General features: G+C 59.3%; 15 protein-coding genes. 4 read left to right on the top strand and 11 right to left on the bottom strand.

From position 1 onward, the window contains the following. Positions 1 to 49: 49 nt before the first annotated feature. The gene (locus PMI01S_RS14390) at positions 50 to 2044 is read right to left on the bottom strand and encodes an alpha-1,4-glucan--maltose-1-phosphate maltosyltransferase (protein ID WP_084320667.1); all 1995 of its coding nucleotides are present in this window, start codon (positions 2042 to 2044) and stop codon (positions 50 to 52) included. A 216-nt stretch (positions 2045 to 2260) separates the two neighbouring features. Between PMI01S_RS14390 and PMI01S_RS31700 the strand changes: the two genes are divergently transcribed. Then, positions 2261 to 2428 (top strand): hypothetical protein, encoded by a 168-nt coding sequence (locus PMI01S_RS31700; RefSeq protein WP_167362929.1) that lies wholly within the window; start codon positions 2261 to 2263, stop codon positions 2426 to 2428. 132 nt (positions 2429 to 2560) lie between these two features. Here the strand turns inward: PMI01S_RS31700 and PMI01S_RS14385 are convergent, their stop codons facing one another. Further along, a complete protein-coding gene (locus tag PMI01S_RS14385) occupies positions 2561 to 3088 on the bottom strand; it encodes an MgtC/SapB family protein (protein WP_084320666.1) in 528 nt (175 codons plus the stop codon). Positions 3089 to 3210: 122 nt separating this feature from the next. Between PMI01S_RS14385 and PMI01S_RS14380 the strand changes: the two genes are divergently transcribed. The 3 genes from PMI01S_RS14380 to mapR all read left to right on the top strand — a co-directional run bounded on the left by PMI01S_RS14380 (position 3211) and on the right by mapR (position 6601). After that, entirely contained in the window at positions 3211 to 3444 is a 234-nt protein-coding gene (locus tag PMI01S_RS14380; protein ID WP_084320665.1) for a DUF3203 family protein, read from the top strand. A 195-nt stretch (positions 3445 to 3639) separates the two neighbouring features. Next, positions 3640 to 5070, top strand: coding sequence for a cytochrome c oxidase accessory protein CcoG (ccoG, locus tag PMI01S_RS14375; RefSeq protein ID WP_084320664.1), 1431 nt, complete (start codon positions 3640 to 3642; stop codon positions 5068 to 5070). A 121-nt stretch (positions 5071 to 5191) separates the two neighbouring features. After that, on the top strand, positions 5192 to 6601 hold the full coding sequence (gene mapR, locus PMI01S_RS14370) for a GntR family transcriptional regulator MpaR (RefSeq protein ID WP_084320663.1): 1410 nt from the start codon (positions 5192 to 5194) through the stop codon (positions 6599 to 6601). Between the two features lie 73 nt (positions 6602 to 6674). On the opposite strand, the gene PMI01S_RS14365 is transcribed toward mapR, so the two are convergent. The 9 genes from PMI01S_RS14365 to PMI01S_RS31110 all read right to left on the bottom strand — a co-directional run bounded on the left by PMI01S_RS14365 (position 6675) and on the right by PMI01S_RS31110 (position 23514). Continuing rightward, entirely contained in the window at positions 6675 to 9395 is a 2721-nt protein-coding gene (locus tag PMI01S_RS14365) for an RHS repeat-associated core domain-containing protein (RefSeq protein WP_235864425.1), read from the bottom strand. Positions 9396 to 9529: 134 nt separating this feature from the next. Continuing rightward, complete coding sequence (locus tag PMI01S_RS14360; RefSeq protein ID WP_017338488.1) at positions 9530 to 10276, bottom strand: SDR family oxidoreductase; 747 nt, start codon at positions 10274 to 10276, stop codon at positions 9530 to 9532. A 155-nt stretch (positions 10277 to 10431) separates the two neighbouring features. After that, the gene (locus PMI01S_RS14355; protein ID WP_084320661.1) at positions 10432 to 12513 is read right to left on the bottom strand and encodes a putative bifunctional diguanylate cyclase/phosphodiesterase; all 2082 of its coding nucleotides are present in this window, start codon (positions 12511 to 12513) and stop codon (positions 10432 to 10434) included. Between the two features lie 231 nt (positions 12514 to 12744). Then, positions 12745 to 14220, bottom strand: a complete 1476-nt coding sequence (locus PMI01S_RS14350; protein ID WP_084320660.1) for an efflux transporter outer membrane subunit — start codon at positions 14218 to 14220, stop codon at positions 12745 to 12747. Then, a complete protein-coding gene (locus PMI01S_RS14345) occupies positions 14217 to 17324 on the bottom strand; it encodes an efflux RND transporter permease subunit (RefSeq protein ID WP_084320659.1) in 3108 nt (1035 codons plus the stop codon). The genes PMI01S_RS14350 and PMI01S_RS14345 overlap by 4 nt, the downstream gene beginning before the upstream one ends. Further along, positions 17321 to 20425 (bottom strand): MdtB/MuxB family multidrug efflux RND transporter permease subunit, encoded by a 3105-nt coding sequence (locus tag PMI01S_RS14340; protein WP_084320658.1) that lies wholly within the window; start codon positions 20423 to 20425, stop codon positions 17321 to 17323. Before PMI01S_RS14340 ends, PMI01S_RS14345 begins: the two co-directional genes overlap by 4 nt. After that, positions 20422 to 21738, bottom strand: coding sequence for an MdtA/MuxA family multidrug efflux RND transporter periplasmic adaptor subunit (locus tag PMI01S_RS14335; protein WP_084320657.1), 1317 nt, complete (start codon positions 21736 to 21738; stop codon positions 20422 to 20424). The genes PMI01S_RS14340 and PMI01S_RS14335 overlap by 4 nt, the downstream gene beginning before the upstream one ends. 178 nt (positions 21739 to 21916) lie before the next feature. Beyond that, positions 21917 to 22417, bottom strand: coding sequence for a thiol peroxidase (gene tpx / locus PMI01S_RS14330; protein WP_084320656.1), 501 nt, complete (start codon positions 22415 to 22417; stop codon positions 21917 to 21919). A 341-nt stretch (positions 22418 to 22758) separates the two neighbouring features. Further along, on the bottom strand, positions 22759 to 23514 hold the full coding sequence (locus PMI01S_RS31110) for a hypothetical protein (RefSeq protein WP_139273043.1): 756 nt from the start codon (positions 23512 to 23514) through the stop codon (positions 22759 to 22761). Positions 23515 to 23523: the final 9 nt, after the last annotated feature.

Genomic DNA, 23523 nt, shown 5'->3' with positions numbered 1-23523 from the left:
GAATGTGATGGCCTCTTCGCGAGCAAGCCCGCTCCCACAGGTTTTGCGTCTAGGCAGTTATGCGCCAGATCCCGAACGGCTGATGCGCCGGGTCGATCCGCATGAACTGGTACTTGCCGTGCCACGTCCAGCGATGACCGCTCATCAAGTCTTCGCCCTGGGTACTGGCGTCGTCAGGCAAACCCATTTCCCACAGCGGCAACTCGAAATTCGCTTCCTGAACGTTATGCGGATCGAGGTTGACGGCGACCAGAATGAAGTTGCTGCCATCCTCGCTGCGCTTGCCGAAATACAGGATGTTGTCGTTCCAGGCGTTGTAGACCTTCAGGCCCAGATGCGTGTGCAAGGCCGGGTTCTGCCGGCGAATACGGTTGAGCTGGGCGATCTCGGCGATGATGTTGCCGGGGGCATTGAAGTCCCTCGGGCGGATTTCGTATTTCTCGGAGTTGAGATATTCCTCCTTCCCTGGCACCGGTGCGGCTTCACAGAGTTCGAAACCTGAATACATGCCCCACAACCCCGAGCCCATGGTTGCCAGGGCCGCGCGGATCAGAAAGCCGGCACGCCCGGACTCATGCAGAAACGCCGGGTTGATGTCCGGTGTATTGACGAAGAAGTTCGGCCGATAGCATTCGCGCCACGGCGACTCGTTGAGCTCGGTGAAATAGGTCGAGAGTTCGTACTTTGTGTTGCGCCAGGTGAAGTAGGTGTAGCTCTGCGAATAACCGACCTTGCCCAGGCGAGCCATCATCGCCGGCGTGGTGAACGCTTCGGCGAGGAAGATCACTTCCGGGTATAACGCTCGCACATCGGCGATCAGCCACTGCCAGAACGGCAACGGCTTGGTGTGCGGGTTATCGACGCGAAAGATCTTCACGCCCTCTTCGACCCAACCCACCACAATGTCGCGCAGTTCGATCCAGAGGCTGGGAATCGCTTCGACGGCATAGAAATCGACGTTGACGATGTCCTGGTATTTCTTCGGCGGGTTCTCGGCGTATTTGATCGTGCCGTCCGGCCGCCAGTTGAACCAGCCCGGGTGCTGCTTGAGCCACGGGTGATCCTGTGAACACTGGATGGCGAAGTCGAGGGCGATTTCCAGGCCGTGGTCGGCGGCGGCGGCCACCAGCCGACGGAAGTCTTCGCGGGTGCCCAGTTCCGGATGAATCGCCTCGTGCCCGCCCTCTTCGCTGCCGATGGCATACGGGCTGCCCGGATCGTCAGGGCCGGCGGTGAGGGAATTGTTCGGGCCTTTGCGGTAGCTGCGACCGATCGGGTGGATCGGCGGGAAGTACAGCACGTCGAAGCCCATGTCCTGGATCATCGGCAGCCGCGAATGCACGTCGTTAAAGGTGCCGTGGCGGGCCGGATCGTCGGTGATCGAGCGCGGGAACAACTCATACCAACTGGCGAACTGCGCAATCTCACGTTCGACGTCCAGCGGATACTCGGGGCTGAGGCTCAAATAGGCGCGGTGATCGGCCTGAGCCATCAGATCGGCGCTACGCTGGTGCAGAAACAGCGCCACCTGCTCGGTTTCGAGCAGTCCGGACAATTCGTGGTGCAACGCCGACAACTCTTCGCTGAGTTGCCCTTCGCTACGCTCGGCAGCCTGCTGGACCTGATTGCGTCCTTCCTGCAGTTCCAGGCTGACGGGCACTCTGGCCGCGTGTTTCTTCTCCAGCTCATAGCAGAAGCTGGCGAACTGATCGATCCAGGCCTCGATGCAGAATACATAACGGCCCTGACGCTCGACGCGGAACTGGCCTTGATAACCGTTATTGCCCAGCTCGCCCATAACTTCGCTTTGCCAAGTGTCATCGTCAGCACCACGCCAGCGAACCCGAACAGCCAGCTTGTCGTGCCCGTCGGCGAAAACCTTGCTCGTGACCACCACATCCTGGCCCACCACCGCTTTAACGGCAAACTGCCCGTTATCGAGGGTAGGCATGGTGTTTTCAATGGCGATACGCGGTAGCAGTAGAGCCTGCGACAGCGGCAGATGAGGGTTGTAGTTCAGCTCTGTCGGTTTTTCGGCAGTCATCGAGCATCTCTCCTTTACGCCCCAAGGACGCTCTTGTGCGGGGTCGTCATTCACGCAAGGCCATCGGCCCCGGAATGAACTCACTTAAGTTCCGAGCGACAGGCCCCGGTAAAGTTCACGTGGATTTGCCCACATCTGCGGTGGAATCAATTCCTGTGTGCAGTGGTCAATCCACTTAAGCACGACTTGCGCCATCTGCCACTGGAGGCTTCAACGATGAGTATTCCAATCCCGGCCGAAACACCCGACCCGAACATCGACAGCCCGACGATTCCACCCACCGAGCCTGCGCCAGTGCCCGAGCAGGAGCCGCCGGGTACTACCCCGCCACCGCGGGAAGATCCGCCGGAAACCATGCCGCCGGTGATCGTTGTGCCTGAATGACGCAAACCAATCCGGAGATTCGATCGAGTTTGATGACACAACCGAATCTGTAGGAGCCGGCTTGCTGGCGATTGCGGTGTAACAGCGATATTGATGGTGGCTGATCCACCGCAATCGCCAGCAAGCCGGCTCCTACAGGTGATCTTTGTCTTTATCCGGCAGTGGGTCTTTGTCTTTATCGAGCAGCTTCACGATCCTCGGCATCACGCTGAAAATCGCCAGCGCCAGCAACGTACTGAACACTGCCGTCGCTTCACGCCCCAATCCGGCCGAAACACCAATGGCCGCGGTCATCCACAAACCGGCGGCGGTGGTCAGGCCTTTCACATGACCTTCATCGCCTTCCTGGTTTTTCAGAATGGTCCCGGCGCCGAGGAAGCCGATCCCCGCAATCACCCCTTGCACCACCCGACTCATGGCATCGGCCTGTGAGCCGGACATCTGCGGCACCAGCACAAACAGCGCAGCACCGAGCGCCACCAGCATGTGCGTACGCACACCGGCGGCCTTCCCCTTGTGCTCGCGCTCGAAACCGAGAATCCCGCCCAGCACGGCGGCCATCAACAGTCTCACGGTTATGCGTGTCAGTTGTGAGGCGTCGCCGATGTCGGCGAACTCCGCTTGCAGCGTCACCCAAACTTCATGCCACCAGGCGTTCATGGTGCATTCCCTGTAAATGATCGATAGAGGATGGACCGCGCCGACCATTAATCGGTTGCACAGAACGATGGCCGCCGGTTGTGCCCTAACCCTGTAGAACCCGCAGAAAAAAGGACCTCTCCATGACTGTGCGCATCGAAAACCAGACCTGCTTCTTCACCACCGAGAACGGCGAGGAAATCCGCCTGTGTCCCGACGTCACCATCGTCACTGACGGCGAAAAAGCCATGTCGGCGGTGGATCTCGAAGGTCAGCGCATCTACATCACCGAAGCAGAAGCCGATGCATTGACCGTAGCAGGTGCGGTGGACGGTCGCCGGCATTTGAAGGCCACGGACAGTGATTCGGTGATTTGACTGACCCGGATCAACACCCCCTGCGGGCGCCTGTTATAGGCGATCGCGTCCCGTTGCGGCAGGTGCATCAAGTTGTCGCAGGCAGTGGACCAGCGCTCATCTGATCCGCTTTTTATTGCGATACCTGAGTCTGTTATGCAAACAGATCGACGCTCATAGTGACCCGGCCTGATGGAGGCTGATGAGCGAAAGACCATGAGCGAAAGAATCCCCGTCCGAACCGTAGAAAGTGCCCCGTTAGTACACAGCTATGAGCCTTCGCGTCCAAAGATGAAGGCCAAGTCCAGCGACAATCTGATCCACACTCGCAGCTTCACCGGTCTGTTCCGCACCTTGCGCATGAGCGGCGCGGGTTTTCTGTTCCTGCTGTTCTTCGGTACGGTCTGGTTGAACTGGGGCGGCCGCCAGGCGGTGCTCTGGGACCTTTCCGAAAGCAAATTCCACATTTTCGGCGCGACCTTCTGGCCCCAGGATTTCATCCTGCTGTCGGCGCTGCTGATCATTGCGGCGTTCGGCCTGTTTGCGATCACCGTGTTTGCCGGACGCGTCTGGTGCGGCTACACCTGCCCACAGAGCTCCTGGACGTGGATCTTCATGTGGTGCGAGAAGATCACCGAAGGTGAACGCAACCAGCGGATCAAACTGCAAGCCGCGCCCTGGGGCCCGAACAAATTGATGCGCCGCGCGGCCAAGCACACCTTGTGGCTGGCGATCAGTTTGCTGACCGGCCTGACCTTCGTCGGCTACTTCACACCGATCCGCCCGCTGGCCGAAGAACTGCTGACCTTGCAGATCGGCGGCGTGAGTCTGTTCTGGGTGCTGTTCTTCACCGGCGCCACGTACATCAACGCCGGTTGGCTTCGTGAGGCGGTGTGCATGCACATGTGCCCGTATGCACGGTTCCAGAGCGTGATGTTCGACAAAGACACCCTGACCATCTCCTATGACGTCGCCCGTGGCGAAAACCGTGGCCCGCGCAAACGTGACGTGCAACCTGCCGAAGTCGGCCTCGGCGATTGCATCGATTGCCAGCTCTGCGTGCAGGTGTGCCCGACCGGCATCGACATTCGCGATGGCCTGCAAATGGAATGCATCGGGTGCGCCGCGTGTATCGATGCCTGTGATTCGATCATGGACAAAATGGGCTACGCCCGTGGCCTGATCAGCTACACCTCGGAGCACGAGTTGCAAGGTGGCAAAACCCGTCTGCTGCGACCACGATTGATCGGCTACACCGCGGTGCTGCTGGTGATGATCGGCGCCCTCGCCCTGGCCCTTGTCGAGCGGCCGATGGTCTCGCTGGACGTCAGCAAGGACCGTGGCCTGTTCCGCGAGAACAGTCAGGGGCAGATCGAAAACATCTACAGCCTGAAGGTCATCAACAAGACCCAGCAACGACAGGACTACCATTTGACCCTGGTAGACGGCGACGGCTTCCAGCTGCAAGGCAAGACCGAACTGAGCCTGGCGCCCGGCGAGATTGTCGACGTGCCGGTGTCCGTGGCGATGACTACGGAACGGCCGAGCAGCAGTTCGCAGAGCATCGGCTTCAAGATCGTCGACAGCGATGAGCCTGAGATTTATAGCGTTGCGAATAGCCGGTTTGTTGCGCCGATGAACCGTTGATCCCTTAGACTGCATCGCCAGCAAGCCGGCTCCTACAGGAATCACGCAGGCCTGTAGGAGCCGGCTTGCTGGCGAAGAAGCCCCCCCAATTTCACTGAATACCGTACTCCCAGGGCACTCGATGAAACGCTACGAAAAATTCGCCGATGACATCGCTGAACTGATCCGCTCCGGCGTCCTTGGCCCCGGCCAGCGCGTGCCGTCGGTGCGCTACGCCAGCCAGACCTACGGCGTCAGCCCGTCCACGGTGTTCCAGGCCTACTACCTGCTCGAACGTCGTGGCCTGATCCGCGCCCGCCCGCGCTCCGGTTATTTCGTCAACACCCATGCACCGAGCCCGTTTTCGGAGCCGGTGATCAGCAGCCAGGTCAACGAATCCACCGAAGTCGATGTCAGCGAACTGGTGTTCTCGGTGCTCGACTCAATCAAGGACCCCAACACCGTACCGTTCGGTTCCGCGTTCCCCAGCCCTACCCTGTTTCCCCTGCAACGATTGTCCCGTTCCCTGGCCAGTGCCGCCCGGGACATGGACCCGCGCATGGTCGTCACCGACATGTCGCCGGGCAACCCGCAACTGCGTCGACAAATCGCCCTGCGCTACATGGTCGGCGGCCTGATGCTGCCCATGGAAGAACTGCTGATCACCAACGGCGCACTGGAAGCGCTGAACCTGTGCCTGCAAGCCGTCACCGAACCCGGCGACCTGGTAGCCATCGAAGCCCCGGCGTTCTACGCCTGCCTGCAAATCCTCGAACGCTTGAAACTCAAGGCCGTGGAAATCCCCGTACACCCGCGCGACGGCATCGACCTCGGCGTGCTCGCACAAACCCTGGAACGCCACCCGATCAAGGCCTGTTGGTGCATGACCAGTTTCCAGAACCCCATGGGCGCGACCATGCCCGAGGCGAAGAAACAGGAACTGGTGGAGCTGTTGCGCACCCACCAGGTGCCGCTGATCGAAGATGATGTCTACGCCGAGCTCTATTACGGTCAACAGGCGCCAAAACCGGCCAAGGCGTTCGATACCGAAGGGTTGGTGATGCATTGCGGGTCGTTCGCCAAAAGCCTCGCGCCGGGTTATCGCATTGGCTGGGTGGCAGCCGGGCGTTATGCGCAGAAGATTGAGCGGTTGAAGCTGATGACCTCGCTGTGCGCGTCGATGCCGGCTCAGGCGGCGATTGCCGATTACCTGCAACATGGTGGCTATGACCGGCATTTGCGCAAGTTGCGTTATGCGTTGGAGGAGCAACAGAGTGCGATGCTCGCGGCGATTGCCCGGTATTTTCCGGCGCAGACTCGCGTGAGCCAACCAGCAGGCGGGTACTTTTTGTGGCTGGAACTTCCGGCGCAGATGGATTCGTTGAAGTTGTTTCAGATGGCGTTGGCGCAAGGGATCAGCATTGCGCCGGGGCCGATATTTTCGCCGGCGCAGCGGTTCAGGAATTGTATTCGGTTAAATTATGGGAGCCCTTGGGATGAGGCTTCGGAGAAGGCGATGGAGACGTTGGGGCGGATTGTGCGGTCATTCTGAACACCTTCGAATATTCGTCTACGTAATAGCAGGAGTGCAATCATTATCGGCAACCACTACTTCTAAACTGCCATTAATTATGGAATGAACCATACGCTGCGATAGTGTCGGCATTTCTGCGTGCCATTTTGTATCTAAGCTCAGGCGTGCGATTAAATACTTTCAACGCTTCACTCAGATTTTCACCGCCTGCTGCTTTAATAAACCCCTCCTGAATTTCTATCGGGATGTCGCGTTCTAGCACCCCGCCCTTCACGATTCTTTCTGATTGTATCAGCCTTGCGAAATGTTTCGATTCTTCAGGGTCTTGTACTCCGTGCTGAAATGTAGCTTTGGCAAAATCATCGTCGCTTGGTTCCAGATACCAATAATCCATCGTCCTGGTTTCTGAATCATCCTGATGACTCAACTCATGTTTTAAAGTAAAAACCACATCTGACAAATTCCGAATATCACGGTGCACGAAGTTCACATAAACCTTGTTTCGCCGATCAGCCCCCCCAATCATTGCCATAGTATGTTTGTACTTACCGTTTTGATCTGCGAACAAAACAATCTTGTCAGGTTTGTTTTCTATTTTTTCAAAACGCTTCAAGATTTTCAGAAAGCGGTTTTTTACTTCGCCAATTTCATTATCAACATTGCTACCGAAATACTGTTCAAACCTCTCGCTGTCAAATACTCGGTTACCGAAATCGCTTATAGTGCGTTCCACATCGTTTTTTCCCACCTGTATCGCGTCTGTCAATCTCTCGGCCAGATCAGGGGAAACTTTTCTAATGTTTTCAACCCCGCGCTGCTGAATCAAATCACGAATGCCACTACTGCTTTCAAATGCAAAATCAAAATAATATCTAAGAACGGGAAGATATCCCTCCTTATCCACAAAATTCATTGGGTTGTTCCTGACAAAGCGATAGAAATTCAACCCGTCCAGAGCCCCTGCCGGATCCGAATTCAACCAGCGCTGCAGCCACGGCGCGTAGTAACGCGCGCCGTAGTAATAAAGCCCCGTCGCATCTCGCTCCTTGCCTGAATAACGAATGGTCTTGTAACTGGTTTCCACCACGTGCCGCCCGGCCAACCATGCCGTACCACCAAAGGGGTAATAAACTTCCTGGCTGATCGGTTTCGCTTGGGCATCCACCTCAAAGGCACTCGACCCCAGGTGATCATCGAAGCAGTAACGTAACTGATCATTTACCACTCCATCAGGAGGGGGACCGTCCCAATACAGTAGGCGCACCGAACAGCGACCTGCCTTAACGCTAATGACCTGCAGCTGCTCCCCAGATGCCGTGTTGACGTGCACTTCGATACCCGGCAGGTAGCGCACTTCGGCTGTGTGGATGACGGATTTAGCTGCAGCGCTGCGCCATTTGCGCAGACGCATGCCCTCAGCATCGTAAACGTAGCGCTCCCAATCATTCGCGGCAACGATCCGGGTGACTTGGGTGACCTGGGCCAATTCATTGCGACCATTCCATTGCAACGCCTGACCCGGTTGCAGCTCCAGCAGATTGCCGCGAGCATCGAACAGCGCCTCCAGATCCGCACCCGGTCGATCTTTGACGCTGCGATTGCTGTGCGCCGCCACCTGCATGGTCAAGGTGTCGTTCTCGGCGCCGAGATGATTGCGTTCCAACAGATTGCCGGCGGCATCGTAGTGATAGGTTTCGCTGTAGTTGCGCCAACGGCTGGCATCAGGCGGGCCGAAGGCTTGCCACTCGGGCAATGCGGGGCCGAATGAGGGCTTGGCGGTTTCCCAGCCGGTGGCTTTGATCAATTGATACAGCGTGTCGTAGGTGAACCGGCGGACCGGTTCGATGCGCTGGTTGGCGAAATACTGGATCGGTAACGCGGCGTCGGTGATTTCGGTGATGTTGCCCGCCGGGTCGTAGCGGTAGCTCAGGTTTTGCAAAAACGCACCGTCCGGGCCTTGATTGGCCAGCGACAGCAGATGTCCATCGGCCGGGTCATAACTGGAAACGGTGCGCATGCCGTTGCCGGCGAGCTCGTGCTGAATCTGTCCGAGCGCGCTGTACTCGATGGCACTGACCAGCGTTTCGGCGGCAGGTTGTCCGGCCCGTTGCAGACCGACTTCGCGCAGTTGCCCCGCCCGGTCATGGGCGAAGTGTCGGACATGGCCTTTGGCATCGGTCTGGCTCAGCGCCTCACCGGTGGCCGCGAAGTGCCAGGCAGCACGCGCACCGTCACCCGGCTCCAGCAAGCTGTTGCGCTCAGTCTCGGCGAGGGGCCAGTCCGGCGGATCCAGGCTGTCGAGGAAACGACGGACTTCGGCGAGGACCACGCCCGACAATCCATACTCGGGCAGCAACCGGCTCCCCGCCGGATCATCGTGTCGCACCGGTTGGCCGCAGCGATTGTGCGGCGCATCGTCCGTCGAAGAACCGCCCCAGGTGATCCGCTCGGCACAGCGCGCGGGCTCGTCGGGAAAGTGCTCGAAGATCGCCACCGGTCGCAGCAACGAGTCATGCTCGGTCTGACGATGCCAGCCCCGCTGATCCCACGCCTCAAGCGCCTGCCCCGCGGCACCGGACAAACTCAGCTGCCAGCCCGCATCGACGCTGTGACTGCACAGGCTCTGGCCTGACAGGCTGTAAAAAGTAGACAGGTTCGCCGGCACCGCAGCACCCGACGGCATCAACGCAAACAACCGGGGATCCCGCTGTTCAGAGAGCCGGCCCGCTGCATCGTGAAGCTGGTGCGTGACCCGCGTTTCAACAGGATCACCCACATCGCGTCGATAATAAGCCACCGCACGAACGGGCAACCCGCGTGGCTCAATGGCACTTATTGACGGTGTGTAACTGTGCAAATCGTGGCACTCAACGATGGAGAGGCCACTCGCAATCTAGGCGTGCCGGAGATCAACGTCTACTGTCAACAATGACAGTAGACAGCCATTCAGCGCCCACCTCCGAGATCAACGAACGTCCCCGTCGCATACGACGCCTTATCCGACAACAACCACACAATCGCCTCAGCCACTTCATCCGGTCGGCCCCCGCGCGCCATCGGGATCGCCGATTCCAGTTTGCTGACCCGGTCCGGATCGCCGCTCAGCGCATGGAAATCGGTGTAGATGTAACCGGGGCGCACGGCATTGACCCGAATGCCTTCGCCCGCCACTTCCTTGGACAGGCCGATGGTGAACGTGTCGAGCGCGCCTTTGGACGACGCGTAATCCACGTACTCGTTTGGCGCTCCCAGGCGCGAGGCGACCGAAGAGACGTTGACGATGCTGCCGCCCTGCCCGCCGTGTTTCGGCGACATGCGCAGCACGGCGTGCTTGGCGCAGAGGATCGGCGCCAGGACGTTGGTCTTGAGGGTTTTGAGAATGCGGAACTCGGACATTTCGTCGACGCGGGATTTGTGCCCGACGGTGCCGGCGTTATTGACCAGTGCGGTCACCCGGCCCAGTTCGGCGTCAACGCGGTTGAACAGCCCGATCACTTCGTCTTCGATGCTGACGTCGGCTCGTACCGCGATGGCCTGGGCACCGAGGGCGCGTACTTGCTCGAGCACACGGTGCGCCGCTTCTTCGTCGGATTGATAGTTGATGCAGATCCGATAGCCCTGTGCGGCGGCCAACAAGGCTGTGGCGGCGCCGATGCCGCGGCTGCCGCCGGTGATGACGATGACTTTGTCCATGCGAGCGTTTCCCCGTTCAAGCGTATGCAGTCGGGGCCAAGAATAACCGCCATTGGCGGGTTTTGCATGGGGTCTGTGGTGTCAAGGCCGACGCCATCGCGAACAAGTCAGACCGCCGCACCGCCGCGAAGAGCGATAGCGCGGTCCAACATTTTTCACGCCGTTGCCAACCGCTCCCCGCGAAGAATATCCACCATGAAGCGCTCCGCCGGCAGCGGATGCCCCAGCAGATAGCCCTGCAACGAGTCGCAACCGAGTTGAGTCAGGAAATCCTGCTGCACATCGGTTTCCACGCCTTCGGCGACGATGCGCAAACCCAGCGCCTGGCCAAGGGCGACGATGGCGGAAACGATGGCCGCGTCATCGCTGTCACGTTCCAGGTCACGGACAAACCCCCGGTCGATTTTCAGTTCGTTGGCCGGCAGGCGCTTGAGGTACATCAGGCTGGAATAGCCGGTTCCAAAGTCGTCAATCGACAGGTCGACACCCATCTCCGAGAGTTCGTTAAGCACCATCATGCTCGCATCGGCGTCGCTCATGGCGGTGGTTTCGGTGATTTCCAGGGTCAGGCTGTTGGCCGGCAAATGGTGCGTGGCCAGTGCTTTGGCGACGCTCTGGACCAGGCCAGCGTGGCAGAACTGCAAAGCCGAGAGGTTCACGGCAATGCGCCAGTCGGTGTAACCGAGCTCGTACCATTCGCGCATCTGCCGGCAGGCTTCGTTGAGCACCCAATCGCCGATCGGAATGATCAACCCGGTCTTCTCCGCGAGTTCGATGAACCTGTCCGGCATCAGCATGCCCTGCGTCGGGTGCTCCCAGCGCAATAACGCCTCGGCGCCGACTGGCCGGCCGTTGCTGGCGTCGAATTTTGGCTGGTAATAGAGGCTGAATTGTTGCTGGTCCAAGGCATTGCGCAGGTCTTGCAGCAATTGCAGCTGTTTGCGCGCGTTGCTGTTCATCGAGGCGTCGAAGAAGCTGTAGCCGTTTTTGCCCGCGCCCTTGGCGTGATACATCGCTGCGTCGGCGTTCATCAGCAGTTCTTCGCAGGTCTGGCCGTTTCCCGGATAAAGGGCGATGCCGACACTGGCGGATATCTGCAAATCATGTTCGGCGACGCGGAACGAGCGCGCGATCAGCCCGACTTGCCGCGCCGCCAGATTCAATGCGTCATGCTCATCGGCCAGTTGCACCAGCAGCACAAACTCGTCGCCGCCAATCCGCGCCAGCGTGTCCTGGCTTCGCAAGTCCTCACGCAGGCGCAGCGCGACTTCACGCAACAATTGGTCGCCCATGTGATGGCCGAATGCATCATTGACCGGTTTGAAACCGTCCAGATCGATGAACATCAAGGCAAAGCAGCCGCCTTGCTCCTGCACCCTCGACATGGCTTGGTCGATACGGTCAGCCAGCAACACCCGATTGGGCAGGCCGGTCAGGGTGTCGTGCAGCGCCAGTTGGGTGAGTTCGCGATTGGCCTCTGTCAGCGAGTGGGCCAGCTCGGCGGTGCGAGCCTCCAGGCGCGCATCGAGAATAGAGGTGAGCAAGGCAATGCTCAGCACCGCCATCGTGGTGATCAGCACCAGGCTGTCCAGGCCCTTGCCGTTCAATCCACTGATTGCCGCGCCACAAAAACTGCCGTCGGGAAAACGTGCAGCGGCCATGGCGGTGTAGTGCATGCCGACAATGGCAATGCCCATGATCACCGCCGCGCCGCCTCGAAGCACGCTGACATAAGGCGTGTGCCGGCGCAGGCGGAAGGCGATCCATAACGCAGCGCCCGACGCGCCGACGGCGATAAGCAGAGAGGCGCCGAACAGTATCGGGTCGTAATCGATACCCGGCTGCATGCGCATGGCGGCCATGCCGGTGTAGTGCATGGCGCTGATGCCCGCGCCCATCGCCAGCGCTCCGAACGCCAGTTGCCAGCCCGGCAGTTGTGGCTGGCTGACCAGCCACAGGGCAAAACCACAGGACAGGATTGCAGTCAGCAGCGACAGGGCCGTCAGGGTGATGTCGTAGCCGAGGTCAATCGGTAGTTCAAACGCGAGCATGCCGATGAAATGCATCGACCACACGCCAAAGCCCATCGCCAAAGCGCCGCCGGCCGTCCACAAATGCACCGCACGGCCTTTGGCCGTGGCAATGCGCCCGGTCATGTCGAGCGCGGTATAGGACGCGAGAATCGCCACAAAGAGCGAGATGATAACCAGCGTGGGGGAATAGCTACCGATGAGCATGGGACTTCTCGTGACGACCCGCCGTACTGCTTCCATTCTCGGGGGGAAAATCCGGCGATTGTACTGATTGCATGAAAGAACGCACTGACAAAATTAGCAAAGGGCCATCAACCCGATGAAACGCTTGTTTGATTGCTGGCGACTCCTCTGGAACCTTGCCTCCGCTCCCCTTGCAGGCGCTGTGTAGGAGCTCCTACACAGCGCCTACCAGCTCCGACAGAAATACAGGTGTCAGTTGTTTAGCTCTAGCTGTCCGTCCCAACCACCACCCAGTGCCGTAATCAACTGCACGCTGGCAATCAGCCGGCTCTGCAACAAGTCCAGCATGTTGCGTTCGTTGTTCAGCGCCGTGGCTTGCACCACCACCACATCCAGATAAGCAATCAACCCGGCCTTGTACTGATTCCGGGTCAGGCGCAAGGACTCACGCGCCGCGTCCAGCGCTTGCTGGCGCACGGCAGATTCGTTTTCCAGGACCTTGAGCTGAACCAGATAATTTTCCACCTCGCGGAAGCCGTCGAGCACGGTCTGACGGTACTTGGCGACGGTCTCGTCATAGGCTGCTTCGCTACGGTCGACTTCGGCGGACCGTTGCCCGCCGTCAAACAGGGTCATCGCCAGTTGCGGGCCGACCGACCAGAAGCGGTTCGGCACGCTGATCCAGTTGGATGACGTGCTGCTGCTGTAACCGCCGTTCAGGCTCAGCGTCAGGTCCGGGTAGTAAGCCGCCTTGGCCACGCCGATGTTGGCGTTGGCCGCCATCACCGAACGTTCGGCGGAAGCGATGTCAGGACGGCGCTCCAGTAATTGCGAAGGCAGGCTCAGTGGCACCTCAGGCAAGACCGGGATGTTCTGGGTTTGCGCGAGGCTGAACTCGGCCGGCGGCAGCCCGATCAGCACGGCGATGGCGTTCTCGAACTGGGCACGCTGCCAGATCAGATCGACCAGGTCGGCCTCGGTGCTCTTGAGCTGAGTGGTGGCCTGAGCCACTGCGTCCTTGCCGGAAACACCGGCGCGGTACTGGTTTTCGGTCATTTTCAGCGAGCGCTGATAGGCCTCGACCGTCGCTTGCAGCAGACGTTTCTGCTCATCGATCACGCGCAATTGCAGGTAGTTCTGCACCAGTTCCGACTGTTGACTCAGGCGCATCGCCGCCAGATCGGCAAAACTCGCCTCGGCGTTGGCGGTGTCGGCTTCCAGCCCGCGGCGCAGCTTGCCCCAGACGTCGGCCTCCCAACTGACCCCGGCCTGTGCGGTATAGGTGTCGCGGATACCACTGGACGAACTGGTCAGGCTCGAACTGCTGCTGCCGGTGCCCTGGCTGGAACGGTTTTTCCCGACGGTCAGGTCCACGGTCGGAAAAAACGCCCCGCGGGCACTGCGCACCAACGCCTGGGCCTGACGGTATTGGGCTTCGGACTGGGCAACCGTCTGGTTGGCGCTGTTGAGCTTCTCGATCAGGCCGTTCAGTTGTTGATCGCCATACAATTCCCACCAGGCACCGCGAGCCAGGGAATCGCTTGGGTTGGCCTGACGCCAACCGGCCGCTTCCTTGTATTGCACCGGCGCGGCAGCTTGCGGGCGCTGGTAATCCGGGCCGATGGCGCAGGCACTGAGCAGCGCCACGCACAGCGACAGGCTCAACAAGCGCGAGCCTCGGGCCGTGATCAGCGGTGCAGACAGGTTGATAAGCGAACGGTCAGTCATAGCGGAGTTTCCAGAGCAGCATCGGTACGCACCCCACGCCAGTGGTTGAAGCGATGGCGCAGTTTGTCGAGATAGAGGTAAACCACCGGGGTGGTGTAAAGGGTCAGCACCTGACTGAAAATCAGCCCGCCGATGATGGTCAGGCCCAGTGGTTGACGCATTTCCGCACCCTCGGCACGGCTCAGCAGCAGCGGCAAGGCACCGAGGATCGCGGCCAGCGTGGTCATCAGAATCGGACGCAGACGTTGCAGGCACGCGCTGCGAATCGACTCCAGCGGTTCCAGGCCCTGATGCCGTTCGAGTTGCAACGCGAGGTCGATCATCAGAATGGCGTTTTTCTTCACCACGCCGATCAGCAAAAACAGCCCGAGCAACGAGATCAGGCTGAATTCACCGCCCAACGCATAGATCGACAGCAGCGCACCGACTCCGGCCGACGGCAAGGTCGAGAGAATGGTCAGCGGATGGATGTAGCTTTCATACAACACGCCCAACACCAGATACACCGCCACCAGCGCACCAAGAATCATCCATGGCTGGCTCTTCTGTGTCGCGGCAAAAGCGTCAGCGGTGCCAGCCATCTTCACGATCACATCTTCCGGCATGCCGAGTCTGGCAATCGCCCGCTCGATGGCAGCCGTGCCCTGCTCCACCGTCACGCCTTCGGCCATGTCGAAGGAAATGCTCTCGGAGGCGAACTGGCCTTCGTGGCTGACACGGTCATCTTCCAGGCTGTTTTCGTAATGGGCGATGGTCGACAGTGGAATTCGCGCACCATCGGCGGTGATCACCTGAACCTGCTTGAGGGTGATCGGGTCCTGGGCGTACTTCGGATTGACCTCCATGACGACCTGATATTGGTTGAGGCTGTCGTAGATGGTCGAAATCTGTCGCTGGCTGTAGGCGTTGTTCAGGACGGCGGTGACCATGTCCATGTCGACCCCCAGCCGTTTTGCCTGATCGCGATCGACGATCAAGGTCACCTGCTGCGCGCCCCGCCCTTCACGGGCGTCAATGGCGGTCAGCTCCGGCAACGCCTTGAGCGCAGTCACCACTTTCGGATACCACTGGCGCAATTCGCCAAGGTCGGCGCTTTGCAGGATGTAGGAATACTGCGAAGTGGTCTGCTCGCGACCGCCGCCAAATTGCAGGTCCTGATCCGCCATCAGCATCAACTGTGCACCGGCAACCTTGGGCATTTCCTTGCGCAGGCGCTCAATGACTTTTTGCGCGGAAACGCTCCGTTCCTTGATCGGTTTCAGGCGCACCAGCATGAAGGCGTTGTTGGTGCCGTTGGTACCGCCGATGAAGCCTGCGACGCTTTCCACCGCTTCATCCTTGAGTACGGCGCGACGAAAGGTTTCCATTTTCGGTTGCATCACGCTGAACGACAGACCGTCGTCGCCGCGCACAAAGCCGATCAGTTGGCCTGTGTCCTGTTGAGGCATAAAGGTTTTAGGAACAACCACATACAGCGCAATGTTAACGCCAACTGTCACGATCAGACTGAGCAAAGTCAGGCGACGGTGACGCAACACCCAGTCCAGGCTGGTGGCGTATTTGCCGACCATCCACTCGTTGGCGCGCTGGCTCCAGCGTTGCAGGCGGTTTTCCTCACCCGGCGTATGTGGCTTGAGCCAGCGGGCACACAGCATCGGTGTCAGGGTCAGCGAGACCACCAGCGACACCACGATGGACGCCGCCAGGGTGATGGAAAACTCACGGAACAGGCTTTCGATAATCCCGCCCATGAACAGGATCGACAGGAATACCGCGACCAGCGAGACGTTCATCGACAGCAGCGTAAAACCGACTTCCTGGGCCCCGAGGTAAGCGGCCTTCATCGGTGGCACGCCTTCGTCGATGTGCCGGGTGATGTTCTCCAGCACCACGATGGCATCGTCCACCACCAGACCGGTGGCCAGAATCAGCGCCATCAGCGACAGGTTGTTCAGGGAAAACCCGTACAGGTACATCACCGCAAAGGTGCCCACCAGCGAAACCGGCACCGCGAGGGTCGGAATCAGCGAGGCGCGGAAGTTACCGAGAAACAGGAACACCACCAGAATCACCAGCGCCACGGCGATCAGCAGGGTCATTTCCGCTTCGTGCAGGGTTGCCTTGATCACCGGCGAGCGGTCCATGGCCAGGTTCAGCTTGACGCTGGCCGGCAGCACGGCTTGCAGTGCCGGGAGTTGGGCCTTGATCTCGTTGACCGTCTCGATGATGTTCGCACCGGCCTGGCGGTTGATCACCAGCAGCACCGCCGCGTCATCGTTGAAGAAACCGCTGTTGTAACGGTCCTCGACGCCGTCGCTGACCTTGGCCACATCCTTCAACCGCAGTGCTGCACCGCCGTTGTAGTGAATGATCAGCGACTCGTAATCCTTGGCTTTTTCCAGCTGATCGTTGGCCTGAACCTGCCACAACCGCTGGCCGTCTTCGACCGAGCCTTTGGGCCGACGCACGTTGGCATTGGCGATGGTGTTGCGCACATCGTCCAGCGCCACGCCGTACTGGTTGAGCGCCTGGGGTTCGAGTTCGATGCGCACCGCCGGCAGAGAGCTGCCGCCGATCTGCACCTCACCCACGCCCTGAACCTGGGACAGGCTCTGGGACAGGATCGTCGAGGCCAAATCGTAAAGCTGACCCTTTTCCAGCACGTCCGAGGTCAGCGACAGCACCATGATCGGCGCCTGTGACGGGTTGACCTTCTTGTAGGTCGGCATGCTGCGCATCCCGCTCGGCAGCAGGTTGCGCGAGGCATTGATCGCCGCTTGCACTTCCCGCGCCGCGCCGTTGATGTCGCGGTCGAGGTCGAATTGCAGAATCACCCGGGTCGAGCCTTGGCTGGAACGGCTGCTCATGGTGTTGACCCCGGCGATGGCGCCGAAGGAACGTTCGAGCGGTGTCGCCACGGTCGAGGCCATCACTTCGGGGCTCGCGCCCGGCAGACTGGCCTGGACCACGATCACCGGGAAGTCCATTTGCGGCAGCGGTGACACCGGCAATAAACCGAAGCTCACCCCGCCCAGCAGCATGATCGCCAGGCTCAGCAACATCGTGGCGACCGGGCGTTTGATGAAAGGTCCGGAGAGGTTCATGGCTGTTCGACCACTTCCACGGGCTCGGACGGACGGCCCCAGCGCCGACCGAGGCGGTCGAAGTACAGGTAAATCACCGGCGTGGTGAACAAGGTCAGCACCTGGCTGACCAACAAACCACCGACCATCACCAGACCCAACGGTTGACGCAGCTCAGCGCCGGAACCGGTGGCCAGCATCAACGGCACTGCACCGAACAACGCCGCCAGCGTGGTCATCAGGATCGGCCGGAAACGCAACAGCGCCGCCTGATAGATCGCCGTCTCCGGGTCCATGCCCTGATTGCGCTCGGCGTCGAGGGCAAAGTCGATCATCATGATCGCGTTCTTCTTCACGATACCGATCAGCAGGATGATGCCGATGATCGCGATCATCCCCAGGTCATTGCCACTCAACAGCAACGCCAGCAAGGCGCCGACCGCCGCGGACGGCAAGGTCGAGAGAATGGTAATCGGGTGGATGTAGCTCTCGTAGAGCACGCCGAGCACGATGTACATGGTCACCACCGCCGCCAGAATCAGCAGCAACGTGCTCGACAGCGACGCCTGGAACGCTTCGGCCGCGCCCTGGAACTGGGTCTGCACGCCAATCGGCATGCCGATGTCTTTCTGCACCTGCTCGATGATTTCCACCGCGTGCCCCAACGCCACGCCGGGCGCGAGGTTGAAGGACATCATCACCGCAGGGAACTGGCCGATATGGGTGATCGCCAGTTGTGCCTGACGCTCTTCGATATGCGCCAGGCTGGACAGGCGCACCTGCCCGCCATCGGTGGTCTTGACGTGAATCTGGTTCAGCGCATCCGGGCCGATTTTCTCGCCGGACTGCGATTGCAACACCACGCGGTACTGGCTGGCCTGGGTGTATATGGTGGAAATCTGTCGCTGACCGAAGGCGTCATACAGCGCGTCGGTAATGTTCGACACCGACACCCCGACCCGCGACGCTGCATCGCGGTCGATCACCAGATACACCTGCAAGCCTTTGTCCTGCAGATCGCTGGCGACGTCGGTCAGCTCCGGCCGTTGGGCCAGCGCTTCGACCAAGCGAGCGCTCCACAGGTTGAGCAACTCGGAGTCTGGCGAAGACATGCTGAACTGGTACTGGGTACGGCTGACCCGGTCTTCGATGGTCAGGTCCTGCACCGGTTGCATGAACAGGCGAATGCCGACCAGCTTGTCCAGTTCCGGTTGCAGCCGGGCGATCACCTCAGTGGCGCTCAGGTCGCGGTTACTGTGGGATTTGAGGTTGATCAGCAGGCGACCGCTGTTGAGCGTCGAGTTGTCGCCATCGACGCCAATGTAGGACGACAGGCTCTCGACGGCGGGGTCCGCCAGAATCACTTTGGCCAGTTCCTGCTGCCGCTCACTCATCGCTGCAAAGGAAATCGACTGCGGCGCCTCGGAAATGCCCTGGATAACGCCAGTGTCTTGCACTGGAAAAAAGCCCTTCGGCACGACCATGTAAAGGAACACGGTCAGCGCCAAAGTGCCGATCGCCACCAGCAACGTCAGTGGCTGGTGCTTGAGAACCCACTTTAACTTGCGCCCGTAAGCCGCGATCATCCAATCAATTGTGGCGCCGCTGGCCCGGTAGAAACGGCCTTGTTCTTCTTCCTTGGGTTCGCGCTTGAGCAGCCGCGCGCACATCATCGGCGTCAGGGTCAACGACACGACCAGGGAAATCAGGATCGCCACCGCCAACGTGATCGCAAACTCACGAAACAGGCGCCCCACCACATCGGCCATGAACAGCAACGGGATCAGTACTGCGATCAGCGACAAGGTCAGGGAAATCAGGGTGAAGCCGATCTGCTTTGCGCCCTTGAGCGCCGCATTCAGCGGACTGTCGCCCTCTTCAATAAACCGGGAAATGTTTTCCAGCATGACGATCGCATCGTCCACCACAAAACCGGTGGCGATAGTCAGGGCCATCAGGGTCAGGTTATTGACCGAAAAACCGGCGAGGTACATCACGCCGAAGGTGCCGATCAACGACAGCGGCACGGCTACCGATGGAATGATCGTGGCACTCGCGCGCCGCAGGAACAGGAACGTCACCATCACGACCAGCGCAATGGCAATCAGCAATTCGTGTTGCACGTCGGTGACGGACGCGCGGATGGTCTGGGTGCGGTCGGTCAGCACGGTGACGTCGAGGCCGGCCGGCAGGTTATCCGTGATGCTCGGCAGCAAGGCCTTGATCCGGTCGACCACTTCGATGACGTTGGCGCCGGGCTGGCGCTGGATGTTCAGCAACACGGCCTGGTTTTCATTAGCCCACGCCGCCAGACGTTCGTTCTCCGCCCCATCGACGATTTCCGCCACGTCCTTGAGCCGCAATGGCGCGCCGTTGGCGTAGGCCAGGATCAGGTTGGCGTAATCCTTGGGCGAGGTCAGTTGATCGTTTGCATCGAGCATCGAGACCCGGGTCGGGCCGTCGAAGTTGCCTTTGGGCTGGTTGACGTTCGACGCGCCGATCAGGGTGCGCACGTCCGACAGGTTCAAACCGTTGGCCGCGAGGGCTTCGGGGTTGACCTTGATCCGTACTGCCTGTCGCTGGCCGCCGGCAATGCTGACCATGCCGACGCCGCTGATCTGGGCAATTTTCTGTGCCATGCGCGTATCGACCAGGTCATTGAGCTTGGGCAGCAACATGGTCTTGGACGTGATCGCCAGGGTCAGCACCGGGGTGTCCGCCGGGTTGACCTTGTTGTACACCGGCGGCGCGGGCAAGTCCTTGGGCAGCAGATTGGTGGCGGCGTTGATCGCGGCTTGCACCTGCTGCTCGGCGACATCCATGTTGATGTCGAGGCTGAACCGCAGGGTCAGCACCGAAGCGCCGCCGGAACTGGTCGAGGCCATCTGGGTCAGGCCGGGCATTTGCCCGAACTGACGCTCGAGCGGCGCGGTCACGGCGCTGGTCATGACGTCCGGGCTGGCGCCGGGATAGAGGGTCATCACGCGAATGGTCGGGTAATCGACCTGAGGCAGGGCCGACACCGGCAATAGCCGATAGGCAATCACACCGGCCAGAATAATGGCCAGCATGCTCAGGGTCGTGGCGACCGGGCGAAGGATGAACAGCCGCGAGATGTTCATGCGCCGCCCTTTTTCGCCTTGTCGGTGGTGGCCGGCTCAGCCGCGTTGGCCGCCGATTTGCCTTGCAGGTGCCCGGTCGGCGTGGTCGGTACGTCCTTGGTGTCGTTGACCACTTCTACTTCGCTGCCCTCCTTCAGGCGGTCGGTGCCTTCGAGGACTACGCGATCGCCCGCCGCCAGGCCTTCGGTGATCACGGTGTTTTCACCATCGCTGGCACCGACTTTCAACTGACGGATCGTGACTTTCTTGTCGCCATCCATTGCATAGACGAAGGTGCCATTGGTGCCGAACTGGATAGCTGCCGACGGTGCGAGCACCACGTCTTTGAGGGTGTCGGCCAGCAGATGGACATTGACGAACTGATTGGGGAACAGCGCCTGATCGCGGTTTTCGTAGCGCGCCTTGAATTTCAGGGTGCCGGTGGTGACGTCGATCTGGTTATCTAGGCTCTGCAACACGCCGGTGGCCTGCAGTTTGGTGTCGCCACGGTCCCAGGCTTCGGCGGGCAGTTTGGCGCCACTGCGATAGCGGGCCAGTACCACGTCGAGGCTGTTCTCCGGCAAGGTAAAGGCAACGCTGATCGGTTGGGTCTGAGTGATGATCGCCAGCGCCGTGGTGTCATTGGCGGCAACGAGGTTACCGACGTCGAGCTGACGCAGGCCCACACGACCGGCAATCGGCGCGCGGATTTTGGTGAATTCGAGGTTGAGTTTGGCGTCGTTGACCGCCGCCTGATTGGTCTTGACCGTGCCCTGATACTGGCCCACCAGCGCTTCGGCGGTGTCCAGGGTCTGCTTGGCGATACTGTCTTCGCGGTACAGACCACGATAACGCTCGACATCGACCTGGGCGTTCTTCAGTTGCGCCTGATTCTGCAGCAAGGTGCCTTCGGCCTGCAGCAAGGCGTTCTGGTAAGGACGCGGATCGATTTCCGCCAGCAGGTCACCGGCCTTGACCATCTGCCCTTCTTCGAACGACACCTTGATCAGCTCGCCGCCCACCCGACTGCGCACATTGATGGTGTTCAACGCCGTCACGGTGCCCAGCGCCTTGTAATACAGCGGGAAGTCACCCTTGACCGCCGGCGCCACACGCACCGGAACCGGCCCGGTCGCCCCACCGAAACCCGGACGCATGCCGCCCGAACGGCCAGTGTGCCCCGCCACGGCTTTTTGTCCGTTGCCTTCTTTTGGCGCAGCGCTGCCGGGCCAGAATTTCCAGCACAGGCCAGCGATGACCAACAGGACAAGCAGGCCGAACAGCCAGCGACGAGGACTACGGGAAGCGGAGGATTGCATTGAATGATCAACCATTGGGCGCGTGGGCTTCTTCTACGGGAGGCTGAACGATAAGCACTGGCGGGCATTAAGCAAAGCGCCTTTACCGGCAATTTACCTTCGGCTTACGTAACAGGAGATTTATCTAAGACACTGAAGCACAAATGAAAACGGCCTGGACAGGGCCAGGCCGTTAACAATTGTAAAGGTATGCTTATTTCAGAACAGCGAGTGCCGCTTCGTAGTTCGGTTCTTCAGCGATTTCCTTGACCAGCTCGCTGTGCAGCACGTTGTCATTTTCGTCCAGGACTACGACAGCACGGGCAGTCAGGCCTTTGAGCGGGCCGTCGGCAATGGCCACACCGTAGTTCTCGATGAACTCGGCACCGCGCAGGGTCGACAGGTTCTGCACGTTTTCCAGGCCTTCGGCGCCACAGAAACGGGCTTGAGCGAACGGCAGGTCAGCGGAGATGCACAGCACCACGGTGTTGGCGACATCGTTGGCCTGGGCGTTGAACTTGCGAACCGACGTCGCGCAGGTCGGGGTGTCGACGCTTGGGAAGATGTTCAGTACTTTGCGCTTGCCGGCGAAATTCGCCAGGGTCACGTCGGACAGATTGCCGGCAACCAGGGAAAAGGCTGGCGCCTTGGAACCGACTTGTGGCAGTTGGCCGTTGACTTGAACCGGGTTGCCTTTAAGGGTGACTTGAGCCATGAGCGGAGTCCTTCTGAACGTTGATGTGGAGAATTCGACGAGGCAGAAGTTAACCATGAAATGGGGGTGATGACCTATGGCTGGATACAAATCGTGATGAGTTATCGAGCACAAAGGGGATTCGTTTCGACGTTGATGGTACTGCCCGCCTCGGGCCTGCACATGCCAATGTCGGATGCTGGCGAGTTTGGGCTGGCCGGATATTACAAAGAATGGTGATGTCAGCCAATTGCTGCCCCTGACAAACATAGCCCGCGACATCTTCATTACTGCAAAGGAACTGCGGGCACATTTGCGATTTCAAAGTTAAAAATCAACGCCTTTTCAATTGCAACGCCGACTTACAACTTAAAACCAGGAGCCGCCTCTAAAACTTCTTTCTTTATAACTTCAACAGGAAGTGTATGCTTAACTCCATTCTCATAATTTAAAACCAATTCAACTGGACCATAGTAAACATCATCTACATTTTTATAGCGCATCCTAAAAAGATACGTACCGTCTTGAAAGGAATCTGCATGGTTTGTTCCGCCCTCGTTCGCAAGGGACTTCGCCCCCGTCATAACCTCCACGAAATATTTGGCATTTTCGGGAAACGTAATGCTTTTTACCGACCCCATGAACTCTGCCCAATCATCTCGCAGGTTTATTTTAACTTTATAGTACTGACTGTACGTGAGAAGTATATCATGATCACCTTGATCAACATTTTCAACCTCGAAGGTAGCATTTCCTCGAAGATCGTCTGGAGCAGACAAAACATCTAATTTAGGACTTGTATTATGACTAGGAGACGAAATCGTAAAATTATATATATAGCCTTCTCTATGCAGATATAAGTCAAACAAAAAATGATAAAAAGATTCACTCCTCCAAACCACTTCTGGCGCAATCATCTCCCAAACTTGAGGATCCGGACTAAAATCAAACTTCAGATACGAACCACGGAGAAGCACTATCTTGCTAAGGCCACGTTCAAGTGGCCGCCAGCCTATTGGTCCAGGCGGTGAATAAGCAAAGTAGGTACACGACTCCCAAAAACCAGACGTAAGTACTGACTCCGACCCCGCAGGCTGAATATGTGTTTTATCGTTCATCATTGCGTC

Source organism: Pseudomonas migulae NBRC 103157 (assembly GCF_002091715.1).
Lineage (GTDB): Bacteria > Pseudomonadota > Gammaproteobacteria > Pseudomonadales > Pseudomonadaceae > Aquipseudomonas > Aquipseudomonas migulae_A.
This window is presented reverse-complemented; position numbering and strand designations above follow the sequence as displayed.

Excerpts from the sequence above, each read along its gene's own strand:
- PMI01S_RS14340 (WP_084320658.1), bottom strand. The coding sequence starts at position 20,425 with ATGAACATCTCGCGGCTGTTCATCCTTCGCCCGGTCGCCACGACCCTG.
- mapR (WP_084320663.1), top strand. The coding sequence starts at position 5,192 with ATGAAACGCTACGAAAAATTCGCCGATGACATCGCTGAACTGATCCGC.
- PMI01S_RS14350 (WP_084320660.1), bottom strand. The coding sequence starts at position 14,220 with ATGACTGACCGTTCGCTTATCAACCTGTCTGCACCGCTGATCACGGCC.
- PMI01S_RS14390 (WP_084320667.1), bottom strand. The coding sequence starts at position 2,044 with ATGACTGCCGAAAAACCGACAGAGCTGAACTACAACCCTCATCTGCCG.
- PMI01S_RS14355 (WP_084320661.1), bottom strand. The coding sequence starts at position 12,513 with ATGCTCATCGGTAGCTATTCCCCCACGCTGGTTATCATCTCGCTCTTT.
- PMI01S_RS14380 (WP_084320665.1), top strand. The coding sequence starts at position 3,211 with ATGACTGTGCGCATCGAAAACCAGACCTGCTTCTTCACCACCGAGAAC.
- ccoG (WP_084320664.1), top strand. The coding sequence starts at position 3,640 with ATGAGCGAAAGAATCCCCGTCCGAACCGTAGAAAGTGCCCCGTTAGTA.
- PMI01S_RS14335 (WP_084320657.1), bottom strand. The coding sequence starts at position 21,738 with ATGGTTGATCATTCAATGCAATCCTCCGCTTCCCGTAGTCCTCGTCGC.
- PMI01S_RS31700 (WP_167362929.1), top strand. The coding sequence starts at position 2,261 with ATGAGTATTCCAATCCCGGCCGAAACACCCGACCCGAACATCGACAGC.
- tpx (WP_084320656.1), bottom strand. The coding sequence starts at position 22,417 with ATGGCTCAAGTCACCCTTAAAGGCAACCCGGTTCAAGTCAACGGCCAA.
- PMI01S_RS14345 (WP_084320659.1), bottom strand. The coding sequence starts at position 17,324 with ATGAACCTCTCCGGACCTTTCATCAAACGCCCGGTCGCCACGATGTTG.
- PMI01S_RS31110 (WP_139273043.1), bottom strand. The coding sequence starts at position 23,514 with ATGAACGATAAAACACATATTCAGCCTGCGGGGTCGGAGTCAGTACTT.
- PMI01S_RS14385 (WP_084320666.1), bottom strand. The coding sequence starts at position 3,088 with ATGAACGCCTGGTGGCATGAAGTTTGGGTGACGCTGCAAGCGGAGTTC.
- PMI01S_RS14360 (WP_017338488.1), bottom strand. The coding sequence starts at position 10,276 with ATGGACAAAGTCATCGTCATCACCGGCGGCAGCCGCGGCATCGGCGCC.